Origin of the sequence: Nocardia sp. NPDC051981 (assembly GCF_040680715.1) — a bacterium.
Taxonomy (GTDB): Bacteria; Actinomycetota; Actinomycetes; order Mycobacteriales; family Mycobacteriaceae; genus Nocardia.
In genome coordinates, this window is the sequence record NZ_JBFAXK010000002.1 from 182,306 (window position 1) to 206,357 (window position 24,052).

Annotated in this window: 19 protein-coding genes; 12 read left to right on the forward strand and 7 right to left on the reverse strand. The window is 68.9% G+C overall.

Going from position 1 to position 24,052, the window contains the following annotated elements:
* Positions 1 to 103: 103 nt before the first annotated feature.
* Positions 104 to 1,900: a DEAD/DEAH box helicase gene (locus AB0L60_RS04790; protein ID WP_364607310.1), complete on the forward strand. Its 1,797-nt coding sequence runs from the start codon at positions 104 to 106 to the stop codon at positions 1,898 to 1,900.
* A gap of 81 nt (positions 1,901 to 1,981) precedes the next feature.
* Here the strand turns inward: AB0L60_RS04790 and AB0L60_RS04795 are convergent, their stop codons facing one another.
* A complete protein-coding gene (locus AB0L60_RS04795) occupies positions 1,982 to 2,734 on the reverse strand; it encodes a hypothetical protein (RefSeq protein WP_364607313.1) in 753 nt (250 codons plus the stop codon).
* A 228-nt stretch (positions 2,735 to 2,962) separates the two neighbouring features.
* Here AB0L60_RS04795 and AB0L60_RS04800 point away from each other — a divergent pair, with 228 nt between their 5' ends.
* Positions 2,963 to 4,132 carry an acyl-CoA dehydrogenase family protein gene (locus AB0L60_RS04800; RefSeq protein ID WP_364607316.1) on the forward strand — a complete coding sequence of 390 codons (1,170 nt, stop codon included), beginning with the start codon at positions 2,963 to 2,965 and terminating at the stop codon, positions 4,130 to 4,132.
* A 9-nt stretch (positions 4,133 to 4,141) separates the two neighbouring features.
* Positions 4,142 to 5,269, forward strand: coding sequence for an acyl-CoA dehydrogenase family protein (locus AB0L60_RS04805; RefSeq protein ID WP_364607319.1), 1,128 nt, complete (start codon positions 4,142 to 4,144; stop codon positions 5,267 to 5,269).
* 172 nt (positions 5,270 to 5,441) lie between these two features.
* Here the strand turns inward: AB0L60_RS04805 and AB0L60_RS04810 are convergent, their stop codons facing one another.
* On the reverse strand, positions 5,442 to 5,936 hold the full coding sequence (locus tag AB0L60_RS04810) for a hypothetical protein (RefSeq protein ID WP_364607322.1): 495 nt from the start codon (positions 5,934 to 5,936) through the stop codon (positions 5,442 to 5,444).
* 303 nt (positions 5,937 to 6,239) lie between these two features.
* Here AB0L60_RS04810 and AB0L60_RS04815 point away from each other — a divergent pair, with 303 nt between their 5' ends.
* Positions 6,240 to 6,485, forward strand: coding sequence for a hypothetical protein (locus tag AB0L60_RS04815; protein ID WP_364607325.1), 246 nt, complete (start codon positions 6,240 to 6,242; stop codon positions 6,483 to 6,485).
* A gap of 11 nt (positions 6,486 to 6,496) precedes the next feature.
* Here the strand turns inward: AB0L60_RS04815 and AB0L60_RS04820 are convergent, their stop codons facing one another.
* The 4 genes from AB0L60_RS04820 to AB0L60_RS04835 all read right to left on the reverse strand — a co-directional run bounded on the left by AB0L60_RS04820 (position 6,497) and on the right by AB0L60_RS04835 (position 10,770).
* Positions 6,497 to 7,423 carry a hydroxymethylglutaryl-CoA lyase gene (locus tag AB0L60_RS04820; protein ID WP_364607328.1) on the reverse strand — a complete coding sequence of 309 codons (927 nt, stop codon included), beginning with the start codon at positions 7,421 to 7,423 and terminating at the stop codon, positions 6,497 to 6,499.
* Positions 7,420 to 8,631 (reverse strand): CaiB/BaiF CoA-transferase family protein, encoded by a 1,212-nt coding sequence (locus AB0L60_RS04825; RefSeq protein WP_364607331.1) that lies wholly within the window; start codon positions 8,629 to 8,631, stop codon positions 7,420 to 7,422. Before AB0L60_RS04825 ends, AB0L60_RS04820 begins: the two co-directional genes overlap by 4 nt.
* 270 nt (positions 8,632 to 8,901) lie before the next feature.
* Positions 8,902 to 9,852 carry a TauD/TfdA family dioxygenase gene (locus tag AB0L60_RS04830; RefSeq protein WP_364607334.1) on the reverse strand — a complete coding sequence of 317 codons (951 nt, stop codon included), beginning with the start codon at positions 9,850 to 9,852 and terminating at the stop codon, positions 8,902 to 8,904.
* Between the two features lie 147 nt (positions 9,853 to 9,999).
* Positions 10,000 to 10,770, reverse strand: coding sequence for a deoxyribonuclease IV (locus AB0L60_RS04835; RefSeq protein WP_364607337.1), 771 nt, complete (start codon positions 10,768 to 10,770; stop codon positions 10,000 to 10,002).
* Between the two features lie 224 nt (positions 10,771 to 10,994).
* On the opposite strand from AB0L60_RS04835, the gene AB0L60_RS04840 reads away from it, so the two are divergent.
* From AB0L60_RS04840 to AB0L60_RS04875, 8 genes are all read left to right on the forward strand, one after another.
* Complete coding sequence (locus AB0L60_RS04840) at positions 10,995 to 12,890, forward strand: protein kinase (protein ID WP_364607340.1); 1,896 nt, start codon at positions 10,995 to 10,997, stop codon at positions 12,888 to 12,890.
* Positions 12,891 to 13,113: 223 nt separating this feature from the next.
* On the forward strand, positions 13,114 to 14,835 hold the full coding sequence (locus AB0L60_RS04845) for a serine/threonine-protein kinase (RefSeq protein WP_364607343.1): 1,722 nt from the start codon (positions 13,114 to 13,116) through the stop codon (positions 14,833 to 14,835).
* A gap of 100 nt (positions 14,836 to 14,935) precedes the next feature.
* Positions 14,936 to 15,709, forward strand: coding sequence for an ABC transporter ATP-binding protein (locus tag AB0L60_RS04850; RefSeq protein ID WP_364607346.1), 774 nt, complete (start codon positions 14,936 to 14,938; stop codon positions 15,707 to 15,709).
* The gene (locus tag AB0L60_RS04855) at positions 15,709 to 18,237 is read left to right on the forward strand and encodes an FtsX-like permease family protein (protein ID WP_364607349.1); all 2,529 of its coding nucleotides are present in this window, start codon (positions 15,709 to 15,711) and stop codon (positions 18,235 to 18,237) included. The genes AB0L60_RS04850 and AB0L60_RS04855 overlap by 1 nt, the downstream gene beginning before the upstream one ends.
* 157 nt (positions 18,238 to 18,394) lie before the next feature.
* Positions 18,395 to 19,405, forward strand: coding sequence for an ABC transporter ATP-binding protein (locus AB0L60_RS04860; RefSeq protein ID WP_364607352.1), 1,011 nt, complete (start codon positions 18,395 to 18,397; stop codon positions 19,403 to 19,405).
* A gap of 40 nt (positions 19,406 to 19,445) precedes the next feature.
* On the forward strand, positions 19,446 to 20,498 hold the full coding sequence (locus tag AB0L60_RS04865) for an extracellular solute-binding protein (RefSeq protein ID WP_364607355.1): 1,053 nt from the start codon (positions 19,446 to 19,448) through the stop codon (positions 20,496 to 20,498).
* A complete protein-coding gene (locus tag AB0L60_RS04870) occupies positions 20,495 to 22,210 on the forward strand; it encodes an ABC transporter permease subunit (RefSeq protein WP_364607358.1) in 1,716 nt (571 codons plus the stop codon). Before AB0L60_RS04865 ends, AB0L60_RS04870 begins: the two co-directional genes overlap by 4 nt.
* The gene (locus AB0L60_RS04875; RefSeq protein WP_364607361.1) at positions 22,207 to 23,103 is read left to right on the forward strand and encodes a DNA repair exonuclease; all 897 of its coding nucleotides are present in this window, start codon (positions 22,207 to 22,209) and stop codon (positions 23,101 to 23,103) included. Before AB0L60_RS04870 ends, AB0L60_RS04875 begins: the two co-directional genes overlap by 4 nt.
* A gap of 53 nt (positions 23,104 to 23,156) precedes the next feature.
* On the opposite strand, the gene AB0L60_RS04880 is transcribed toward AB0L60_RS04875, so the two are convergent.
* A complete protein-coding gene (locus AB0L60_RS04880; RefSeq protein ID WP_364607364.1) occupies positions 23,157 to 24,029 on the reverse strand; it encodes an NAD(P)H-binding protein in 873 nt (290 codons plus the stop codon).
* Positions 24,030 to 24,052 lie beyond the last annotated feature (23 nt).

Genomic DNA, 24,052 nt, shown 5'->3' on the forward strand with positions numbered 1-24,052 from the left:
GGCGTCGGGGCGGCGGGCGCGGGCGGGTTGTCCGGTTGCACGACTCCCAGGGTATTCACCCGATGGTCAAGCCCGCAGCTAGCAGGCAGTAAAATCCGTGGCAATGAGTACCTCACCGGCCGACAGCGTTCCCACTGACGACGAGAGGGACGTTTCCGGCCCGTCCTTCGCTGATCTGGGTATCGATGACCGCATCCTGCGGGCCATCGCCGATGTCGGCTACGAATCGCCGTCGCCCATCCAGGCGGCGACGATTCCGCCGTTGCTCGACGGCGCGGACGTGGTGGGCCTGGCCCAGACCGGTACCGGCAAGACCGCGGCCTTCGCCATCCCGATCCTCATGGGCATCGAGATGACCGGCAAGGCCCCGAAGGCGCTGGTGCTGGCCCCGACCCGGGAGCTGGCCATCCAGGTCGCCGAGGCGTTCGGCCGCTACGCGGTGCACATGCCCGGCCTGCATGTGCTGCCCATCTACGGCGGTCAGAACTACGCGGTGCAGCTGTCCGGTCTGAAGCGCGGTGCGCAGGTGGTCGTCGGCACGCCGGGCCGCGTCATCGACCACCTCGAGCGCGGCACCCTGGACCTGTCGCAGCTGCAGTACCTGGTGCTCGACGAGGCCGACGAGATGCTCAAGATGGGCTTCCAGGACGATGTCGAGCGCATCCTCGCCGACACGCCCGACGAGAAGCAGGTCGCGCTGTTCTCCGCGACCATGCCGTCGGCCATCCGCAAGATCTCCAAGCAGTACCTGAAGAACCCGACCGAGATCACCGTCAAGACCAAGACGTCGACGAACACCAATATCACCCAGCGCTGGGTGCTGGTGTCGTATCAGCGCAAGCTGGACGCGCTGACCCGCATCCTCGAGGTCGAGTCCTTCGAGGCCATGATCATCTTCGTGCGCACCAAGCAGGCCACCGAGGAGCTGGCCGAAAAGCTGCGCGCGCGTGGGTATTCCGCGGCCGCCATCAACGGCGACATCGCGCAGGCGCAGCGGGAGCGCACCATCGGCCAGCTCAAGTCGGGTGTGCTCGACATCCTGGTCGCCACCGACGTGGCCGCGCGCGGCCTGGACGTGGAACGTATCTCGCACGTCGTCAACTACGACATCCCGCACGACACCGAGTCCTACGTGCACCGCATCGGCCGCACCGGCCGCGCGGGCCGCTCCGGTGACGCGCTGCTGTTCGTGGCCCCGCGCGAGCGCCGGCTGCTCGACGCCATCGAGCGCGCCACCCGCCAGCAGGTCACCGAGATGCAGCTGCCCAGCGTCGAGGACGTGAACGCGCAGCGCGTGCAGAAGTTCGGCGACACGATCACCGAGAATCTGGCCTCGGTCAATCTGCCGTTGTTCCGCAAGCTGATCGAGGACTACGAGCGCGAGCACAATATCCCGCTGGTGGATATCGCCGCAGCGCTGGCGGTGGGCGGCCACGACGGCGACAACTTCTTCATGGAGCCGGATCCGGAGCCGACGGCGCGCGAGCGTCGCGAACGCGCCCCGCGTTCCTTCGAAGACCGCGACCGCGGTCCGCGCGAGCGGCGCGAGCCGAGTGGGCCGTCCCGGCATCGCCAGACCGGTGCGGAGCTTGTCACCTATCGCATCTCGGTCGGCAAGCGCCACAAGGTCGCCCCCGGCGCGATCGTGGGCGCCATCGCCAATGAGGGTGGCCTGCGCCGCAGCGACTTCGGCCACATCAGCATCCGTCCGGACCACTCGCTGGTGGAGCTGCCGGCCGACCTGTCCAAGGAAACCCTGAATGCATTGAGCCGCACCCGGATCAGTGGTCAGCTCATCGATCTCCAGCTGGATCAGGGCCCGCCCGGAGGACGCTCCATGAGCCGGGCCCCGCGCCGCGAAGGCAAGCGCCCGGACGCCCGGCGCAAGCCGCGGTTCTGAGCCCGCCGCTCGAAACGATCAACGCCCGCATCCGGAAGGGATGCGGGCGTTGCGTTTTCGAGGGTGCGGCGGCGCCGTAGGTCAGTTCGTTCCGGGCGCGCCCGCGGCGGGGGCGGCGTCGGGAGCCTGTGCCGGAGCCGCCGGGGTCGCCGGGGCGGCCGAGGTGGTCGGAGCCGAGGCGTCCGGGGTGGCGGGGACCGCGGGCTGGGCGGGCGGGGTGTCGGACACGGTGAACAGGCCGACGGTCGGCAGCACCACGCAGCGCGCGCCCGGGTAGTCGATAGTGCCCCACAGCGAGGCGACGACGGTGCCCGCGCCGGCGTCGACGGTCTTCGACAGCGAGGGCAGGTTGTACTCGGTCTGGTCGTCGAGGGCGGTGATGCCGCTGCGGCCGTTGTTCACATTGAGCCAGGCCACGCTCAGGCCGGAGGCGGTCGGAAAACCGTTCTGCTGCGCCATGACCTGGAAGCTGACATTGCCCGGCGGCAGCGACACCGAGGCGTTGGGACCGGTGACGCCGGTGACGGCCATCGCCGAGGTCAGGCTGAACGGCATATTGAAGCCGCAGCCGAGGGTGGGCGCCAGGTACGAGAACGGCGTGAACTGAACGTTTTCCAGCTTCGCGGCGGCGATCAGCTGGGCCGATCGGGCGATGTCGGCGACCGCGGCCCGGCCGTCGGCATTGTCGCCGACGGCCTGGGTGAGCTGGTCGATGCCGGTTTCGACGGGCGTCTTCGGCTGGTCGGCGGTGGCTGCGCTGGTCGCGCCGACGGTGGCCGCGGCCGTGAGGGCGGCGACCGCCAGGGCGCGCCGGGACAGAGTCCAACCGTTCACTCGTGCTGCTCCTGCGTCGATATTCTCGCCGAGCCACAACAGCCCGACGTCCCGGAATTCGGGTATCGGATTCCTGGGCAACCTACCAGCTCAGCTCGAGAGCCGGGATATCGAGTCGCTGCGAACCGAGCACCCCGGGCCGTCCGGCCGGTGTGATCTGGATGACAATCAGACCATTACCGGGGGGTAAGTTTGATGGCGACATCACAGCGACGCTCGGGAGAAGCAATGAAGCTGGCCCTATCACCCGATGAGGTGAAATTCCGGGACGACCTGCGCGAGATCTACCGGACCAAGATCCCGGCGGAGATCCGTGACCGCATGAAATACGGTCTCGAGCTCTCTCGCGATGACATCGTCACCTCCCACCGCATCCTCAACGAGAACGGCCTGGCCGTGCCCAAGTGGCCGGTGCGGTGGGGCGGCCGCGACTGGTCGCCCATGCAGCTGCACATCTGGGAGGACGAGATGCAGCTTGCCTCGGTGCCGGAGCCGCTCACCTTCAACGCCCAGATGATCGGCCCGGTCATCGCCCAGTTCGGTTCCGAGGAGCTCAAACAGCGCTTCCTGCCGGCCACCGCCAATCTCGACATCTGGTGGTGCCAGGGCTTTTCCGAGCCCGACGCGGGCTCGGACCTGGCGGCGGTGCGCACCACCGCGGTACGCGACGGCGACTCCTACATCGTCAACGGCCAGAAGATCTGGACCACCCTGGCCCAGTACGCCGACTGGATCTTCTGCCTGGTGCGCACCGACCCGACCGTCAAGAAGCAGGCCGGCATCTCGATGCTGCTCTTCGACGTCAAGACCCCCGGCGTGACCATCCGGCCGATCAAGCTCATCGACGGCCACCACGAGGTCAACGAGGTCTTCTTCGAGAACGTCCGGGTGCCCGCCGATCAGCTGGTCGGCGAGGAGAACATGGGCTGGACCTACGCCAAGTTCCTGCTCGGCAACGAGCGCACCGGCATCACCGGTGTGGGCCGCACCAAGGTGAAGCTGGGCGTCGCGAAAGAGTATGCGGCGCAGATCCGTTCGGGCGACGGCACGCTGCTCGAGGACCCGGCGTTCGCGGCGCGCGTGGCCGAGATCGAGAACGAGCTGCTGGCGCTGGAGCTCACGCTCATGCGCGTGGTCTCCAATTCCAATGACGGCAAGCCGAATCCGGCCTCCTCGGTGCTGAAGCTGCGCGGTTCGGAGCTGCAGCAGGCCGCCACCGAGCTGCTGCTGGACGTCGCCGGGCCGGACGCGCTGCCGGTGAACGCCGGGGACATCGCCTCGCCCGGCTGGGCGCAGCGCAGCGGTCCCGGCTATCTCAACTTCCGCAAGACCACCATCTACGGAGGCTCCAGCGAGGTGCAGCGCACCATCATCGCCTCCACCATTCTCGGATTGTGAGCCGCCGCCATGGATTTCGAACTCACCGATGAACAGGTCATGCTCCGGGACACGGTCCGGGATCTGCTGGGCCGCGCCTACGACCCGGAGACCCGCCTGAAGGTCATCGACACCGACCTCGGCTGGAACCGGGACGTCTGGCGGCAGCTCGCCGAATTGGGCGTCCTCGGACTGGCTTTCGACGAGGAAGACGGCGGCGTGGGCGCCGGGCCGGTCGAGACCATGGTGGTCATGGAGGAGATCGGCCGCCGCAATGCGCCCGAACCCTTCCTCGACGCCGTGCTCGTACCCGGCGGGCTGGTGGCCCGCGCCGGCACCGCCGACCAGCGGCAGCGCGTGCTGCCCGCGCTCGCCGGCGGCGAGACCCTGCTGGCCTTCGCGCACCAGGAGCCCGGCACCCGGTGGCCCGCAACCGAACTGGCCGCCACCGCGGTCCGCGACGGTGACGGCTATCGGATCACCGGCGTCAAGAACCCGGTCCCGCACGGTGACTGCGCCGATCAGCTGGTGGTCAGCGCCGCCCTTCCCGGCGGTGGCATCGGCCTGTTCCTGATCGCGGCCGACGCCGAGGGCGTCACCGGCACCCCCTACCGCACCTTCGACGAGCGCCGCGGTGCGCAGCTCGAATTCGCCTCCGCCGCCGCTGAACTCCTCGGCGACGGCGGTGACGCGCAGCCGGTGGTGGACGCGGTGGAGCTGGCGGCGCAGGCGAGCCTGTGCGCCGAATCCCTCGGCGCGATGGAGGAGGCCCTGCGGCTGACCGCCGAATACCTGAAGACGCGCAAGCAGTTCGGCGTCACGCTGTCCAAGTTCCAGACCCTGACCCAGCGTGCCGCCAATATGTATGTGTCCCTGGAGCTCGCGCGCAGCATGAGCCTGTACGCCACGGCCGCGGTCGCCGACGGTTCCGCCGACCGGGTGGCGGCGTCGCGCGCCCGGCTGCAGGTCGGCCGCTCCGCCCGCCACATCGGGCAGGAGTCCATCCAGATGCACGGCGGTATCGGCATCACGACCGAATACCCGGTCAGTCACTACGTGGCCCGCCTCACCGCCATTGCCCGCACCCTGGGCAGCGACCTGGAACACCTGCGCGTTCTCACCGACCGCGTGGGCGACTACACCCTCGTGGAGTTCTGACCCCCAGCACCGAGGCCGCGCCCCGCTCCACCCGGAGCGGGTGCGTGGGCCGTCGCAGAATTCACTGGTGCACCGTGGATCTCGGCGTGCTCCTACTCGCTCCTGCTCGCGGTCGTGCCCAGGGTGCGAAGTTGGAATTTCGGTGTCGGGGACGGATGGTGCGAGCGTAGCGCTACCCGTCGGAGTTGTCCGAGGCCGGGTGATCCGTGGTCGGGAAGGCGGTCGGCGGGACCGTGGTGACCGGGAGTTCGGTTGTGGCGCGCGGGCTTTCGGTGGTGGCCGGGCGCGTGGTGGTGCGCGACGGCGTGGAGTGGGTGCTCGCATTCGGGTCCGCGGCCGGATCGTCCGGGGTGCCGGTGATGGTGGAGATCGGCGCGCGCCGGGAGGGCTGGTCGGCGGCCACCCGCCAGGTGGGGGACGGCGGGATGACGACGGCGGGAGTGGCGCTCGCGCTGCTGTTCGTCGAAGTCACCGGCGCCGCTTGCAGATCGGCGTTCAGCGGCGGCGGCGCGACGTAGGTGTCGGTGTGCCCGAGGCCGCAGGCGCCCAGGAGAATGAGCCCGGCCGACACCATGCCGACCGCCGCGGCGGCACCCGCCACGGGCTTGGGCAGGTGACGCAGCGGGGTGAGGCCGCGCTCGTCCGCGCCGGCGTTGCTGCCGTCCATTGGTGGCACTCCTGATTCGTGTCGAGTGGGCTCACCCTAACGGAGGCCGCAGGGTGGGGCCAGGCGGGTGGTCGGTTCGATAACCGGATGGCACAGGCGATTCCGTAGGCCTCGGAAATATCTCAAACAGCCATGATTCAGATATCGAATTAGTAAACTCGCCGCGTTTTGGGCACGTGTCGTATGGACTTTCCGTTGCAGAGCCGTAATGTGTGTCCAAAGTTACACGTGAGACGCTCGAAATTTGCCGAGGGGCGCGCCGAAGAATCGCGAGACCCGGCGGGCGTCATCGAGGAGTGGATGATGGGTGCATTTTCGGCATCTCCGCTGCGCGCGTCGGCGCGTGCAGGAGAACCTGCGGCCCCCGGGCTGCGGATGTCGGCAATCCTGGCCCGCGTCGTCGCCTGGCTGATCTTCCTGGGTGGGCTCGCCGGCGCGGTACTCGGCATTGCCGGGCTACGCGTCGAAATCACCGTCGCCGGACTGATTCTCGCCTGCACCGCGGGTTTGGTGTTGCTCAAACTTCGGGCCGACGCGCACACTGGCTAATCCTCCGCGAATTAGTCATTTGCGGCAACTACCCATTCGAATGCTTCGGCTTCGGATCGTGCGCCCTCAATCGTCCGGGATCGGTTGGGCTCACCGAGTTCCGTCAGCAACTCTTCGGAAATCCCCACCAGATCCGACAATACGGACGGGGTAAACCATGCCGGACGGGTAGCGAACAACAGATCCTCGCTCGAGGTGTTGCCGGAGGCGCCCGGCGCGAACGGGCAGCCGCCCAGCCCACCCAGCGAACCGTCCACCACTGCCGCGCCGGCGGCCAGGGCCGCCAGAGAATTCGCGACGCCCATGCCCCAGGTGTCGTGACCGTGAAAGACGATGCGGTGCTGCGGCGTTCCCCAGTGCCCGGTCGCGGCCACCGCCCCGATGAGCGCGCCGACCTGACCCGGATGCGCCTGGCCGAGGGTATCGGCCACCACGATGTCCGCCGACCCCTCGGTGCGCGGATCGGTGGCGATGGCCAGGACCCGCGCGGGATCCACGGGCCCGTCGAACGGGCAGGTGAAAGCCGTTGCCAGACAGAGCTGAATGCGCCCGCCCGCCTCCGCCGCGAGCCGCACCGCCTCCGGCATGGCGGCCAGGCTGTCCTCGGTGGTGCGGCCGATATTGGCCTTGTTGTGCGCATCCGACACCGAGAAGCAGTACTGGAAATTGCGCACGCCGGCCTCCGCGGCCCGCACCACGTGCCGGGGTGTGGCCACCCAGACCCAGCAGCGTTCCAGTTCCGCGGGCGTGAGCCGGGCGACCAGATCGAGGGTATTGGCCATGGGCGGCACCAGATCCGGGCGCGCCATGGATCCGATCTCCAGCTCGGGCACGCCCAGCGCCAGCAGCTGCCGCGCGATCTGGACCTTGCGCTCGGTGGGCAGCACTTTCCCGGTGAGCTGCAGGCCGTCGCGCAGCGTGACATCGCGCAGGGTCATGAGTTCGCCTCCAGGGCATCGATATCGGCGTCGGTCAGGCCGAGCAGGCCGGTGAGCACCTCGCGGGTGTGCTCGCCGAGGTCCGGGCCGACATTGCGGATGGGCAGCGATCGGCCGCCGATCACCGGGACGATGCCCGGGAAACCGACCTCCCTGGGCTCGGGCTCGCCCACGTCCACCCGGAAGGGCTGGATCATATTGCGCGCCCGGTACTGCTCGTCGGAGACGATGTCGGCGGCGGTGTAGATGGGCCCGCACGGAATCGCGGCCGCCTCCAGCACCCGCAGCGCCTCCTCGCGGGTGCGTACTCGCGTCCACTCGGCGATCGAGGCGTCGAGCCGCTCGCGGTGACGCCAGCGTCCGGCATTGTCCTGCAGCTCCGGATCGGCGGCGAGGTCCGGACGATCGATGACCTGCATGTACCGCTGGAAGATGGCGTCGCCATTGCCGCCGATGATGATGCTGGTGCCGTCGCCGCACGGATAGGCATTGCTGGGCGCGATGCCCTCCATGCGCCCGCCGACGCGTTCGCGATTGATGCCGTAGGCCAGATAGTCGGGCACCAGGGATTCCATGACCGACAGGATGGATTCGTTGAGCGCCACGTCGATGACGCGCTGCTCCAAGGGAACCCGCTGCATCCGCTCGCGCTGGAACAGCGCCATCACGGTGCCGAACGCGGCGTAGATCCCGGCAATGGAATCGCCGATGGACACGCCGACCCGCACCGGCGGCCGGTCCGGATCGCCCACGAGTTCGCGCAACCCGCCGACCGCCTCGGCCACCGCCGCGAAGCCCGGCCGCTGTGCGAGCGGACCGGTCTGGCCGTACGCGGAGATGCGGGTGATGACCAGATTCGGATTGGCCTCGTTGAGCACCTCGGGCCCGAGCCCCCACTTCTCGAGCATTCCGGGCCGGAAGTTCTCCAGCAGCACATCGCACTGCTCGATCAGATCCAGCACGATCCTGCGTCCGGCCTCGGTGCGCAGATCCAGCGTGATGGACTTCTTGTTCCGGTTGACCGTCCGGTACAGCATCGAGGTGTCACCGCCGTAGAGCCGCCAATTCCGCAGCTCATCACCGGTTTTCGGCCGCTCCACCTTGATCACCTCGGCCCCGAAGTCGCCGAGAATCCGCCCTGCCGTCGGCGCGGCCACGTAGTTGCCCAGTTCCAGAACCCGAACGCCGTCGAGCGGCCGAATCTCCATGCCCACAGTCTGCACGATGGGCGTACCCCGAAAACGGCGAAGCCGGTGCGACGGTCGAGAGGACCGTTGCACCGGCGTGCCGATCGCGGAACCTGCAACGACCCCACGAAAGTTCGGACCACCCTGTCGGTTCGCGGCCCGTCTCGTTCTGGACTGCGGCTTGATCGACCTCCGCCTCGGAGCGGGGGAGCGAAGCGGAGGAGGGAAGAACGAGACCTTCAGGGCCGCGAACCCGCCCGGAGCGAAGCGGAGGGCAAATCGAACACAGCTTCAGGCGGCGCGGGGGGCGACCTCCTCGATGATCGAGTAGTGCTCGGCATTACCGGTGATGATGGTGCTGGTTTCTCCGTTCACGCCGACCGGGACGTCGCCGGCCAGGGTGATACGGGTGAGGCGGCGGGGCTGGCCGTCGTAGTCGTCGATGGCGTAGTGCTGGGTGGCGCGGTTGTCCCAGATCGCCACATCGCCGAGCTGCCAGTTCCAGCGGGTGGTGTTCTCCAACCGGGTGACACGGTTCTGCAGCAGCTGGAACAGGGCCTGCGATTCGGCGGCGGAGAAGCCGACGAAGTTCTTCACGAAATGCCCGAGCAGCAGCGCGCGCTCGCCGGTGACGGGGTGCACGCGCACCACCGGGTGCTCGGTCTCGTAGTAGGTGGACTCGAATTCCTCGCGGTAGGCCTTGATATTGGCCGTCACCTGCGCGTTCTCGCCACGCGCGACCTCGGTGCGGTCGGCGGCGTAGTCGTAGGCATTGGTGTGGCGGGCGCGCAGGTTCTCGACGAGGACCCGCAGCGGCGCGGGCAGCGAGTCGTAGGCCGCCACGGTCGAGGCCCAGGTGGTGGAGCCGCCGTAGGGCGGCAGGTGCACCGCGCGCAGGATGGACGCCTTCGGAATCCGATCCACGAAGGTGACGTCGGTGTGCCAGCTGTTGGCGCGGCCGTACTCGGAGTCGATGGGCAGCGTCTTGACGCCCTTGGAGGTGACGGTCGGGTGCGGGGTGGTCGGCGCGCCCAGCAGCTGCGCGAACTCGTACTGCCCGTCCTCGGTCAGGTGCTCCTGCCCGCGGAAGAAGATGACCTTGTGCTTGTGCAGCGCGTCCTGGATGGCCTGCACGGTCACCGAATCCAGATCGCCACCCAGTCGCACGCCGTCGATGCGCGCGCCGATCTTGCTGCCCAGCTGCACGACAGTGAGGTTGGATGTTGCGTAATCGACGGACATGCAATGCCTTTCGCCCGATGGAGTCCGGCCCGGTTTCGAGCCGTGACCAGCACACCATCGGGGCGTCCGGTGAAACAGGTTCAGGATCAGCCGGATCGAAAGGCTCGTGAGCGAACGCCCGTCGCTATCCGAGCTGTTCGCGCAGCACTACCCGAGGTGTTCGCGCAGATAGGCCAGGTCGTCGGCGACACCGTCGGCGGGGGTCTCCAGGATCACCGGCGCTCCGGCCGTGCGGCACACCTCGGCCAGCAACTGCGGGTCGATGGTCCCGTCGGCGAAGTTGGCGTGCCGGTCCGCGCCCGAATCGAAGGCGTCCCGCGAGGAGTTCAGGTGCACCAGGTCGATGCGCCCGGTGATCCCCTTGATCCGCTCCACGATCCCGACCAGTTCCTCACCGCCCGCCCAGGCGTGGCAGGTGTCGAGGCAGAATCCTGCCCCGAAGTCGCCGACCGCGTCCCACAGCCGCCCGATATCGTCGAAATACCGTGCCATGGCGTGGTTTCCGCCAGCCGTGTTCTCGATGAGAATGGGCACCGCGAATCCGCCCTTGTCCTGCTGCCGCTCGAACAGCTTGCGCCAGTTGACGAATCCCTCGGCCATCTCCTCGTCGGAGCGCACGTGGCCGCCGTGCACGACCAGCCCGAAGGCGCCCAGCTCGGCGGCGGCCCTGGCCTGCTGCGCCACCGCGTTGCGCGAGGGCATGCGCAGCCGGTTGTTCAGGCTGGCCACATTGATCTGATAGGAGGAGTGCACCACCAGGTCGATATCGCTGGCCTTGATCTCCTCGGCCCGCGGGTGGGGTTGGGGCTTGTCCCAGCTCTGCGGATCCACCACGAACATCTGGATGACGTCGGCCCCGAGCTTCTCGCCGAAGCCGATCGGGTCGCTGTCCATTCGGACGTGAGCTCCAATGCGCATGCGGCCAGCGTATCCCCGACCCCCGACAGCGCAGGCGGGGTCATCAGCGGCGATAAGCGAACGTTGAGTGTTGCGTTAGCGGACTGCGCGTAGATAGTTCGGTAGGCCGCGAATCGGCTACAGTTTCGGTGTTTTCGGATCGGCCCGAACGATCACGCCGATCGTCTGTGGTACCTCGCGCGCTGGTGGGTCCCGGCACGTGGAATGGGAAGTGGGAGATCGTCATGCTGTCCAACGGTGACGTTTTTGCTGGGTATGTCATCGAACGGCAGCTCGGCCGCGGTGGCATGGGTTCGGTGTACCTGGCCAAGCATCCGCGGCTGCCGCGAATGACGGCGCTCAAGCTGCTGAATCGGGAGATGGTCTTCGACAAGGAGGTCCGCGCCCGCTTCGAGCGCGAGGCCGACCTGGTCGCGCAATTGGACCACCACAATATTGTCACCGTCTACGACCGCGGGCTCGAGGACGGCCAGCTGTGGATCTCCATGCAGTACATCGACGGCATCGACGCCGCCAGCGTGAATCCGCAGACGCTGCCGCCCGAGCGGGCCGTGCAGATCGTCGCCGAGATGGCCGACGCCCTGGATTACGCGCACCGCAACGAGGTGCTGCACCGGGATGTGAAACCCGCCAATATCCTGCTGGCCCGCTCCACCGGCGGTAAGGGCGAGCGGGTGTACCTGACCGACTTCGGCATTGCGCGGCTGCGCGACGACAGCGGTCACCTGACCCAGACCGGGACGTTCACCGCGACCCTGGCCTACGCCTCGCCCGAGCAGCTGACCGGCTCCGCGCTGGACGGCCGCTCCGACCAGTACTCGCTGGCCTGCACGCTGTTCTGGCTGTTCACCGGGTCCGGCCCGTTCTCGGCGACCAATCCGGCGGCCGTCATCCAGGGGCATCTGCAGAATCCGCCGCCGCCGCTGGGCAGTGCGCGTGCCGGGCTGCCGCCGAGCCTGGACATGGTGATCGCCAAGGCCATGGCCAAGCGGCCCGAGGATCGCTTCCCCAGCTGCAGTGACTTCGCGGCCGCCGCGCGCCGGGCCCTGGCCAATCCGAGCGCGCCGGCCATTCCGCTGGTGCAACGCACGTCGCCGCCGATGCCGGTCATGCCGTACACCGGCGGGCCGAACCCGGTGGCGCCGTCCCCGACCGGGGGCGCCATGCCGACCGGGATGCCCATGTATACGGGTGGTGCCATGCCGACCGGCAATCCGGTGACCGGAGGCGCGTACTCGACCGGTGTGCCGATCACCGGTGCGCCCATGCCGACCGCGGGCTCGCGTCCGCAGACCGCGCCGCCGTCTCCGGCGGTGCCGTATCCGGCTCCGACACAGGTCAATCCGGCCCCGCCGAAGCCGGTCGCCGGTAACTACACCGGGCGCGGGACGAATCAGTACACCCAGCCGCCGTCCTACACCTATCCGAGCGCGGGTCAGCCGCAGCGTCCGCCGGTCGCGCCGGTGGGGGCGCATCGACCGGCCGCGCCGGCGAAGTCGAATACCGGCCTCATCATCGGCATTGTGCTGGCGGTGGTGGTGCTGCTCATCGTGGTGGTCGCGGTGATCGCGGCGGCGGGCAGCAAGGCCGGCGGCACCAAGGCCGGTGGCGCGCCGGGCAGCGTCGTGAACACCTCCCCGGGCGCCGCGCCCGGGGGCGCCCAGCAGATCGACTGGTCGGTCGCGGCCAAGCAGTTCCCGAAGCTGCTGCCCGCGGTCAAGACCGGCGGCAAGGGCTACAACGGCGCGACCTGCTGGGTGGCCGACTCGCCGGTCTCCTCCGACGCCACCGACGGCACCCCGGACTTCGGCGACTGGAAGGTGCAGTGGCGCTGCTACGGCGGCAGCAACAACAGCGACCCCTTCTACCGCATCTTCGCCTACGATTCGGCCGCCACCGTGCAGACCGTCCTGAGCGGTCTGACCCCGGACACCAAGTCGCAGGACGCGAACGGCGGCAAGACCTACACCAACTACCAGCTCACCGACGACAGCCATCCGCGCCTGGTGACCGCCTTCACCGGTGACAACAACCGCGCCCAGTACCTCATGTACACCGACGGCCTCACCGGCAGCCTGGATCCAGTCCTGAAATGGTGGAAGAACGCCCCCATCAACTGACCGCTCGCTGACCTCGCATATTCGAATCCCGAAGCTGATCAGGCTAGGGTCGGCGCAGTATCTGGTTCGCGGCCCGTCTCGTTCTGGACTGCGGCTCCATAGGCCGGCGCCTTGGAGCGAGACGAGGAGCGAAGCGGAGGAGCGGAGGAGGGAAGAACGAGACCCTCAGGGCCGCGAACCCGCCGGGGCGAAGCGGAGGCAAATAGATACAGAAAGGGAAGTTGTGCTGCGCGCTGGGGAAGTGTTCGCGGGTTACGAGATCGAACGCGAACTCGGCCGCGGCGGCATGGGGTCGGTGTATCTGGCCCGGCACCCCCGTCTTCCGCGGTTGATCGCGCTGAAGCTGCTGAGCCGGGACGTGTTCGGCGATATCGAGATCCGGCGGCGGTTCGAGCGGGAGGGCGATCTCGTCGCGCGGCTGGATCACCCCAATATCGTGCCGGTCTACGACCGGGGCATCGACGACGCGCAGCCGTGGATCGCCATGCGCTACATCGACGGTCCCGACGCGTCCCAGCTGGAGGCCGCGAATCTGCCGCCGCGCCAGGCGATCCGGATCATCGCCGAGACCGCGCGAGCCCTGGATTTCGCGCATCGCCGCGGCGTGCTGCACCGGGATGTGAAGCCCGCCAACATCCTGCTCGAACGGCTGGACGGCGAGGAGCGAGTGTTCCTGGCGGACTTCGGCATTGCCCGCCTGCGCGACGACGCCACCAAGCTGACCCAGACCGGATCGTTCACCGCGACGCTGACCTACGCCTCCCCGGAGCAGCTCTCGGGTCAGCCGCTGGATCCGCGCTCTGATCAGTATTCGCTGGCCTGCACGCTGTTCCGGTTGCTGACCGGGGATGTGCCCTTCGCCGCCGAGCATCCGGTGGGCATCATCCACGGTCACCTCAATCAGGCGCCGCCGCCGGTCAGCGCGCTGCGGGCCGGACTGCCGCAGGCGCTGGACGCCGTGCTGGCCCGTGCGCTCGCCAAACACCCTGAGGGACGGTTCGATTCGTGCGGGGAGTTCGCCACGGCGGCCCAGCAGGCGCTGGAGAATCCGGCCGGGGCCACGGTGGTGGCGCACTCGCCGTTCATTGCGCAGTCCGGCGGATCACCGGCGGCGCCAGGGCAATTCGGTCCCGCGCCGACGACCCCGTACGGTGTCGACGCGAATTCCGTTCCCGGGCAGCAGCCGCCCGCGACCATGCGCTACACCGCCCAGGCGCCGGCGCCCGCCCCCACCCCGCCGCGTCAAGCGCCGCCGCGGAAGAAGCGTTCGAAGCTGCGGGGCTGCCTGCTGGGTGCGGCGGCCGTCGTAGTGCTGCCGCTGGTGGCGGTCGGCGGGTGTCTGGCCGCGCTGGACCGGAGTGGGACCTCGCACGCCCCGGCGACCACCTCCGAGGCGCCCACACCGACCACCGACGACGAGCCGACGCCGACCGAGACCACCGATCCCGCCGCCGGTATCCCGGAGCATTCCGGTACCGACGCGCAGGTGCTCAGCCAGCGCTTCCCGCAGATGCTGCCGCAGTCCGACCCGAACGCCGACTCGAACTCCGGCACCGGCTACCAGGGCGCGGCCTGCTCGACCTACCCGCATTCCGCGCCCCCGCCCGATACCGGGTCCGGCGATCCCGACCTGGGCAACTGGGCGGTGGCCTGGAACTGTGCGGGCGGTGTCGGCCACCCGAGCTACCGCTTCGTCATGTACCGGTCGGCCGCCGATGCAGAGGACGCCCTGAACACGCTGTCGGGGTTCTCCCGGTCCGACGTCAAGGTGCGCGGCAACCTGTACACGAACTACCAGCTCAGCGACAGCGCCCTGCTGCGTCCGCGCCTGGTGACGGAGTTCCACTCCCAGGACGGCAAGCACGCTTTCCTGATGTACAGCACCGGTTTCCTCGCCACCGACGACCAGCTGCTGGATTGGTGGCGGTCCGCCCCCATCAATTGAGGGCTGTTCGACGCGGGTGTTCATGTGGAGTCTGTGAGGACATCGCCATCCGGGACACCCCGGATGGCGTCCATCCCAGAACCTAGACACACTGGACATCATGACTTCGAACGTCTCGGAATCCGCCACGCTCGAGCAGAGCACGGCCGCGGTCGCCGCCCGAGCGACCGATCTTGTGAAGATCTATGGATCGGGCGACACACAGGTTCGTGCGCTGGACGGGGTGACGGCCGAGTTCGCGAAGGGCGAGTTCACCGCCATCATGGGGCCCTCGGGCTCGGGCAAGTCGACCCTCATGCACTGCCTGGCCGGTCTCGATGCCGCCACCGCGGGCGCGGTCCACATCGGTGACACCGACCTGACCAAACTCTCGGACAAGCAGATGACCACGCTGCGCCGCGACCGCATCGGCTTCGTCTTCCAGGCGTTCAACCTGGTCCCCACGCTGACCGCGCTGGAGAACATCACGCTGCCGCTGGACATCGCGAACCGCAAGACCGACGAGGAGTGGCTGGCGACGGTGATCAAGCGGCTGGGCCTGGGCGACCGGCTCACCCACCGGCCCGCCGAGCTGTCGGGCGGTCAGCAGCAGCGCGTGGCCTGTGCTCGCGCGCTGGCGGGCAAGCCGGACATCATCTTCGGTGACGAGCCGACCGGCAATCTGGACTCGCGCTCCTCCGGGGAGGTGCTCAACATCCTGCGCGCGGCGGTCAACGAGTTCGGGCAGACGGTGGTGATCGTGACCCACGAACCACACGCGGCCTCCTACGCCGACCGGGTCGTCTTCCTCGCCGACGGCCGGATCGTGGATGAATTGCGGGAGCCTACCGCCGATTCCGTGCTCGACAAGATGAAGTCGCTGGAGACGCTCTGATGGCTGCCTCCCCGATGCGCAAGGTCGCCTTGCGCAATCTTGCCGCGCACAAGGTGCGCCTGGTGCTGACCGTGCTGTCAGTGGTGCTCGGAACCGCCTTCATCTCAGGGTCTTTCATCTTCACCGACACGTTGCAGAGCACCTTCGACGGCATCTTCGCCGCCCAGGCCAAGGGCGTGGACGTGCGGGTGCAGCCCAAGGAGCAGCAGTCGCTCGGTGTGCCGAACGACGTGGTGGACAAGCTCTCCCACCTGGACGGCGTCAAGACCGTCGCGCCCAGCGTCAACGGCCCGGTGGTGCTGCTGAAGGACGGGCACGCCGTACAGACCGGTGGCGCACCGAGTTTCGGGCAGTCGTATCTGCCGCCGGGCAAGTCGGTGGCGGAGCCGGACAAGTTCATCGACGGCGTGCCGCCCGCCCAGCCGGGTCAGGTCGCCATCAACAGCGGCGGTGCGGAGCGGGCCGGGCTGAAGGTCGGCGACCACACCACGGTGCTGGTGCCGTCCAAGGGCAATATCGACGTCACCATCTCCGGTATCTACGACATCGACGCCTCCAGTACCGGTGGGTTCATCGCGCTGCAGTTCGAGGATGCGCAGGCCCGCCAGCTGTTCACCGACGGCCTGCACGTGGCGTACGTGGACATCGCGGCCCAGCCCGGGGTGAAGGCCGATGATCTGCGCGATCGGATCAAGGCCGCGCTGCCCGATTACAAGGCGCAGAACGCCCAGCAGGTGCGTGACGACTTCAAGGCGCAGCTCGGCAATGCGCTGAAGTTCATCAACTACTTCCTGCTGGCGTTCGGGTCCATCGCGCTGCTGGTGGGCACGTTCATCATCTACAACACCTTCTCCATGCTGGTGGCTCAGCGGCTGCGCGAACTGGCGCTGCTGCGCGCGGTCGGCGCGAGCCGCGGGCAGATCTCGCGGTCGGTGGTGGGGGAGTCGCTGATCGTCGGATTGATCGGCAGCGCACTGGGTCTGGCGGCGGGCGTCGGCCTGTCGTTCGGCCTGTCCGGGCTGCTGAATGCCTTCAAGCTGGGGTTGCCCACCGGCACCATGTCGCTGGAGCCGCGCACCGTGTTCGTTGCCCTCGGCGTCGGCACCGTGGTGACGGTGCTCAGTGCGTACGCACCGGCGCGGCGGGCGGCCAAGGTGCCGCCGGTGGAGGCGATGCGCTCGGAGTCCAACTCGGCCGGAGAGTCGTTGCGGCTGCGCACGATTATCGGCGCGGTGCTGGCGGTGGCCGGCGCGGTGCTGGTGGTGCTGGGTGCGCGCGGCACCGGCGGCAGTGCGGCCACGGTGGTCGGAATCGGCGCTGCCGCACTGATTTTCGCGGTGTTGTTCGCCTCCCCGGCGCTGTCCCGACCGGTGGTGACCGGGCTGGGTGTGCTGGTGCGGCCGTTCGGTCCGGTCGGAAGGATGGCGCGCAACAACGCGATTCGCAATCCGCGCCGGACCGCCGCGACGGCATTCGCGCTGACCCTGGGCCTGATGCTGGTGTCCGCCATCGGCATGCTCGGCTCCTCGGCCAAGGCCAGTGTGAGCGACCTGGTCGACAAGGGCGTGAAGGCCGACTACATCCTGGCCGGGCCGCCCGGCGGCATCATCGGCGTCCCGCTGGCCGCCACCGCCACCGTCGGGCAGGTGCCGCAGGTCAAGGACGTGGTGGCCTTCCACGGTGTCGCCCTGCGGGTCGACGGCAAGCAGGTGATCGGCACCGCGCCCGAGGGGCCGATGGCCAAGGTGCTCAACTACACCGTGGAGCAGGGCACCGACCAGCTCGGCGACGACGACATCATGGTGTCGGAAACCTATGCCTCCGATCATGATTGGAAGCTCGGCGAGAGCGTCGAGATCTCCAGCATGGACTACAAGAAGTTCAAGGTCACCGTCGCGGGTATCTACAAGGACACCCAGCTGCTGCAGAACATGGTCACCCCCATGGCCCTGTACCAGAAGACGGTCCCGGTCAGCTACCAGTCCAGCTTCCTGGTCCTGGTCGCCGCCCAGCCCGGCGCCGATCTCCCCGCCATGCGGAAGAACCTGGAGAAGGCCACCGAGCAGTACGTCATCGTGCAGGTCCTGGACCGCAACGACTTCAAGGGCGCCCAGGGCAAACAGATCGACACCCTGCTGGCCATCCTCTACGGCCTGCTGGCGCTGGCGGTGGTCATCGCCATCCTCGGCATCGTCAACACGCTGGCCCTGTCGGTGGTGGAACGCCGCCGCGAAATCGGCATGCTCCGCGCGGTGGGCATGCAGCGGGCCCAGGTCCGCCGCAGCATCTACCTCGAATCCATGCTCATCGCCATCTTCGGCGCGGTGGTAGGCGTCATCCTCGGCCTCGCCCTCGGGGTAGGCTTCCTCAAAACCCTTGCCGACCTGGGCATTGCCACCATCGCCGTGCCCTGGGTCCAAATCGTGCTCATGCTCCTCGCCTCCGGCGTGGTCGGCGTCCTCGCCGCCCTCTGGCCCGCCGTGCGAGCCGCCCGCACACCCCCACTGGCGGCCATCGCCGACCTGTAAGCACTCCGGACCGATCTGGGCCCCTCGGGATTTCGATCCCGAGGGGCCCATTTCGTTTCCGCTGCGCGGCCTCGCTGCCTGGGCTGAGACGAGTTGTCATCGGGCGTTCACCCCGCGCGCCCGCAGAAGTCAGATTTGCTGCCTACTGTCAGCCGCCATGTTCGCTGTGGCCGGGGAGGGACTCGGGACGCGGGTCGTCCTGGAGGAACTGAGCCGTACCTATTCGGACGGGACCGGTTTGCTGCCCACCGATCTGGTGATCGAACCCGGGGAGTTCGTGTCGGTGCTGGGGCCGTCCGGGTGCGGGAAGTCCACGCTGTTGCGGCTGCTGGCGGGGTTGGATCGGCCGCAGCAGGGGCGGATTCGGCTCGGCGACGAGGTGGTCTGCGATGTCGGGCGGGGGAATTTCGTGCCGCCGCGGCGCAGGCGTCTGGGAATGGTGTTCCAGGATCTGGCGTTGTGGCCGCATCTGACTGTCGCGGCGAATGTCGGGTTCCCGCTGCGGGTTACCGGCGTCGCGCGCGCCGAGGCGGGGCAGCGGGTGGCCGAGGCGCTGGCCCGGGTCGAGCTGGCCGCGGCGGCGGAGAAGATGCCGCATCAGTTGTCCGGCGGTCAGCAGCAGCGGGTGGCCATCGCCCGGGCGCTGGTGGCGCGGCCGAGCCTGCTGCTGATGGACGAGCCGCTGTCGGCGCTGGATGCGGCGCTGCGGGAGCAGCTGCGCACCGAGATTCGCTCGCTGACCACCGAATTGGGTCTCACCACGGTCTTCGTCACCCACGACCAGGCGGAGGCGTTGAGCATGTCCGACCGCATCGTGGTGATGCGGGCCGGGCGCGTGCTGCAGCACGGTAGTCCGGAGGAGCTGTATCACCGGCCCGCTGATCTGTTCGTGGCCGAGTTCGTCGGCACCTTCAATCCGCTGCCGACCGGTGGCGGTGTGCGTGCCGAGGCCGTGCGGGTCCTCGGCGACACGCCCGCCGCGCCGGACGAAGTGACCGTGGTGGGGACGGTCCGGTCGTCCGTCTTCACCGGCGGCGCCTACCAGTTGCGCTGCGCGGTCGACGGCGTCGATCGGCTCTGGACGGTTCCGGACCGGCGCGCCCACGCGGCCGGGACCGAGTTGCGGCTCGCGGTACGAGCAGGCGACGTCGTCACTCCCGCCGCCTGAACCCGCTCTCCACCAGGCTTTTTCGAAAGGAATCCCCGAAATGTCGATGTCCCGTCGCGCTTTCGCCGCGGCCACGCTCGCGTCGGCGCTCGTGCTCGCCGGTTGCGGTTCGGCCGCCGATGACACCGCGAAGACCGCGGTCACCAGCACCTGGACCGCCCCGGCGGGCCTGTCGGGCGAACTCACCCTGTACTCGGCCAACCCGCAGGAACTCACCGATGACCTGGTCGCCGCCTTCACCAGGGCGTCCGGCGTGAAGGTGAACGTCTTCGCCGGTGAGACCGGCAAGATCACCGCGAAACTCGATGCCGAATGGGCGAATCCGCAGGCCGATATCGCCTACCTGGCCTCCTGGACCCCGGCCGCGAAGTACGCCGCCGACGGCCGCACCCTGCCCTACCACCCGGCCGGATCCGACCAGATCCGCGCCGGCTGGGCGGGCAAGGACGACGCCTTCGTCGGGCGCGATGGTTCGGCGCTGACGCTGGTGGTCAATACCAAGGCCACCACCGCCCGCCCGCAGGACTGGGCGGATCTGGCCGGGCCGGACTACAAGGGCAAGGTGATCATGCCCGACCCGCGCGAATCCGGCACCGCCCGTGACCTGATCGCCGCCATGGTCGCGGCCTGGGGCAAGGACAAGACCTGGGAGCTGTTCGACAAGCTCTTCGCCAACGGCATGGTGGTGCACGGGGCGAACGGCCCCGCCCTCGACGATGTCACCGCCGGATCGCACGCCGTGATCCTGGGCGGCGTCGACTACTCCGCCTACGACGCCATCGCCAAGGGCGAACCGCTGCAGGTGATCTCGCCGTCCTCGGGCACCACCATCACCCCGCGCCCGGTGTTCGTGCTGAAGACCGCCAAGAACCCGGCCGCGGCGAAGGCGTTCCTGGACTTCATGTTCGCCCAGCAGGGTCAGCAGATCTCCGCCGCGCACAAGATGATTCCGGCGCGGCCCGAGGTCTCCGTCGCCGACGGCACCCGCAAATACGAGGACGTCAAGCAGCTTCCGTTCACCTGGGACCAGGTGAAGAGCAGTGGCGGCGACGTGCTCGCCGAATTCACCAAGCGCTATCTGGGCGCGGCGTGACCGCACGCCTCGACGAGGCCGCACCCGGTCGCGTGGCCACCCGCCCGGGCACCGGCGGCGGGGTCTACGTCCTGCTGGCGCTGCTGCTGGTCGGTGTGGCCGCGCCGCTGGTGGCGGTGCTCATCCGGGCGGTGACCGGCTACGACGGGCGGCCGTCCGCGCTCGGGCAGCTGACCGAATCGGCGAATCTGCGGATCGTCGGCAATACGGTGCTGCTGGGTGTGCTGGTCGTGGTCATCGCCACCGTGATGGCCGCGCCGCTCGCCTTCCTCATGTCGTGGACGCCGCTGCGGCGGCACCGGTGGATCGACATCGCCGTCATGGTCCCGTTCCTCACCCCGCCGTACGTAGCGGCCATGGCGTGGCTGGACTTCACCCGCGTCAACGGTCTCGCCGAGCGGTGGTTCGGGCCGTTCGGCGCGGGGTTGCGCGCGGTGGTGCAGACCCCGGTCGGGATGGCGGCCGTCATGGCGTGCGAAATCTTCACCTTCCTGTACCTGCTGCTGCGCAACCGGCTCGACACCATCCCCGCCAGTGCGGATGAAATGGCCGCGGTGGCAGGGGCATCCGCCGGGCAGCGGCTGCGGCTGGTGCTGGCCCCGCTGCTGACGCCCACATATGCGCTGGGCGCGTTGATCGTGTTCATCCGCGCCGCAGGCGAATTCGGCACGCCGGTCACGCTCGGCAATCAGATCGGCTTCCCGGTACTGGTGTCGGAGATCTACGGGAACGTCACCATCGACCCGCTGAATTTCCCGCGGGCCGCCGCATTGTCGAGCCTGCTGCTGGCGATGGGCATGACCGTGTGGGGCCTGCAGCAGTGGGTGAGCCGCCGCGATATCGGGTTCGGCGGCCGCGCCGCGCGCCGCGCCACCGTCGGGACCGGTCGCTGGACCGCGGCCGCGCTGCTGTGGCCGGGCCTGGTGCTGCTGGTGTCGGTGGTGGTGCCGTATATCGCGATCCTGCTGGGCGCCATGACGATTCTGCGGTCCGAGCCGCCGACGCCGGACAATCTCACCTTCGACTACTTTGCGCGAGTATTGCGTCCGGGCCGCGGGCTGGAGGCGCTGCAGAACAGCGTGGTGCTGGCCTTCATCGCGGCCACCGTGACGACCGTGCTGGCCGTCGCCTGCGCCTTGGTGATCGTCCGGCGCGGCCGGGATGCCCTGCCGCGGGCGCGATCCGCTGCCCGGCGGGGCGTCGACCTGCTCGGTATCGCGCCCGACACCGTGCCCACCATCGTGCTGGTCATCGGCTTCATCTTCTTCTGGAACGCGCCCTGGCTGCCGGTCACGCCGTACAACACACGCGCGATGGTGGTGCTCGCCTATGTGGTCATCACCCTGCCCATGGCGTTGCAGCAGGTGAAGACCGCCTATGCCGCCATCGACGACACCCTGCTGGAGGCCGCGGCCGCCGCGGGCGCGAACACCTGGCAGATCCTGCGCCGCATCACGATTCCGCTGCTCGTCCCCGGCATCGTCGCGGGCTGGCTGCTGGCGTTCCTGCTCGGTGTGCGCGAGGTCGTCGCGTCCTCGATGGTGCGGCCGTCCTCGCTGCCGCTGCTGTCGCCGTGGATTCTCGGCCAATTCGATCAGGGCCACCGTGCCGAGGCCATGGCCATGACGGTGATCGGCGTGCTCAGCTCGACCGCCGTCCTGGTGGTCCTGGAGTGGTGGCGGCGCCGCCTCACCGACCGGTCCACGCGATGATCCGGCTGGCACACGTCGCCGACATCCACCTGGGCGCCCGCCTGCGGGCGGTCCCGGACTATCCGGGATGCCCCGCCATCGATCCGGTCGAGGACGCCTACGCCGCGTTCGCCGCTCTCCTGCAACGGATTCTCGACGAGCGCTACGCCGGCGTCCTCCTCGCCGGCGACCTCTTCGACCGGCACGAAGCCACCCCGCGCGCCCTCGCCACCGCCGAACAGGCGCTGGCCGACCTGCACGATGCGGGCATCCCCGTCGCCCTCATCTGGGGCAACCACGACGCCGAATCCGCCCTCCCGCAACACCTCCGGCTCCCACCCACGACCTGGCTCGCCCCGGCCGACCACCCTGCCACCCACCGTTGGCCCGACCTCGGCATCGCCCTGCACGCCCAATCCATCGCTGCCCGCGACGACCTCCGCGATCTTGCCGCCGGCTACCCCAGGCCCCTCGCCGCCGCGACCAACATCGCCCTGCTCCACACCAGTCTCACCGGCCAACACAGCCGCCGCGCCTGCGCCCCAACCACTCTCGCCACGCTGGCCGCGCACGGCTACGACTACTGGGCCCTGGGCCACGTCCACCAGCGCACCCACCTCGGCCAGGCGTCCTACGCGGGCAGCCCCCATCCCGCCCGCAAGTCCGAGACGGGCCCGCGTGGTTTCCTCGAACTGCGCCTTTCCGGCAACCTCACCACCCACCCCGTCGACACCTCGCCGGTCATTCGCGAACCTCTCACCGCCACAACAGAAGACGACATCTGGAAGCAGTTCGACAACTACCCGCCGGCCGCCCGTCTCGTGATCTGGACCCTGAACGCCCCCACCGACCTCCTCGCCCCCGCCCGCGCCGCAGCCCGCAACTACCCCAACTTCGCAGTGGCACTGCCATGATCAACCGCGTGTAGCCCGGCCTGGATGGCCGGGCTACACGATCGGTGGAGTCGTCAGGCGCCGAAGTCGGCGCGGTGGTCTGCGGCCCACTCGGCGAGAGTGCGTCCGGGCTTGCCGGTCAGCGCGGTGACGGGACGCACCCGGTCGGGGGTGGTGAGGGTGTCGCTCCAGTAGTCGAGCAGCATTTTCATGATCGGCTCCGGAATGAATTGCGCTGTCCCGGCGCGGAATTCGTCGGCGGTGATCTCGATCAGCGGGATCTCCCGGCCGAGCGCTGCGCCGAGCGTGGCGACCTGCTCGGTGCGGGTGAGCGCCTGCGGGCCGGTGATCGGGATGATTCGGCCGATGTGCTCGTCGGACAGCAGCGTCTCGGCCGCGGCCTCGGCGACGTCGAATTCGTGGATCGGGGCCTGAGCGGACGCCAGGTACGGTGCCCGGATCGGCGCACCCGAGCTGATCTGCCAGCGCCATTCGAGCAGGTTGTTGGCAAAGGTGCCGGGGCGCAGGATCGTCCACCCGTCGGTGCGCTCGGTGACGGCGGCTTCCACGGCGCTGTGGTGCAGCTGGCTCGCCGAGCCGTGGTCGCGGGGAAATTCCATCGCCGCTGCCAGCGAGGACAACACCGTGAACCGGTGCACTCCAGCGGCCACAGCCGCGTCCATGAAAGTGTCGACGCCCCGCGCCGGGAACACGAAGGCGCGATCAAAACCTTCGAACACCCGCGAGCCGAGAGTCGACGCGTCAGCCAGATCACCCGCGACGACCTCGACCCCCTCGGGCAGGTTCGCGTCTTCGGGCTTACGGGTCAGCGCGCGGACCCCGACGCCGCGAGCGAGGAGGGTGGCCACGAGGTGGCGGCCGACGGCGCCGGTCGCTCCGGTGACGAGGACGGTCGAGCGGGAGTTACGAATCTCTGTGCTGCTCATGACATGAATGTTTCCGCTAGAGC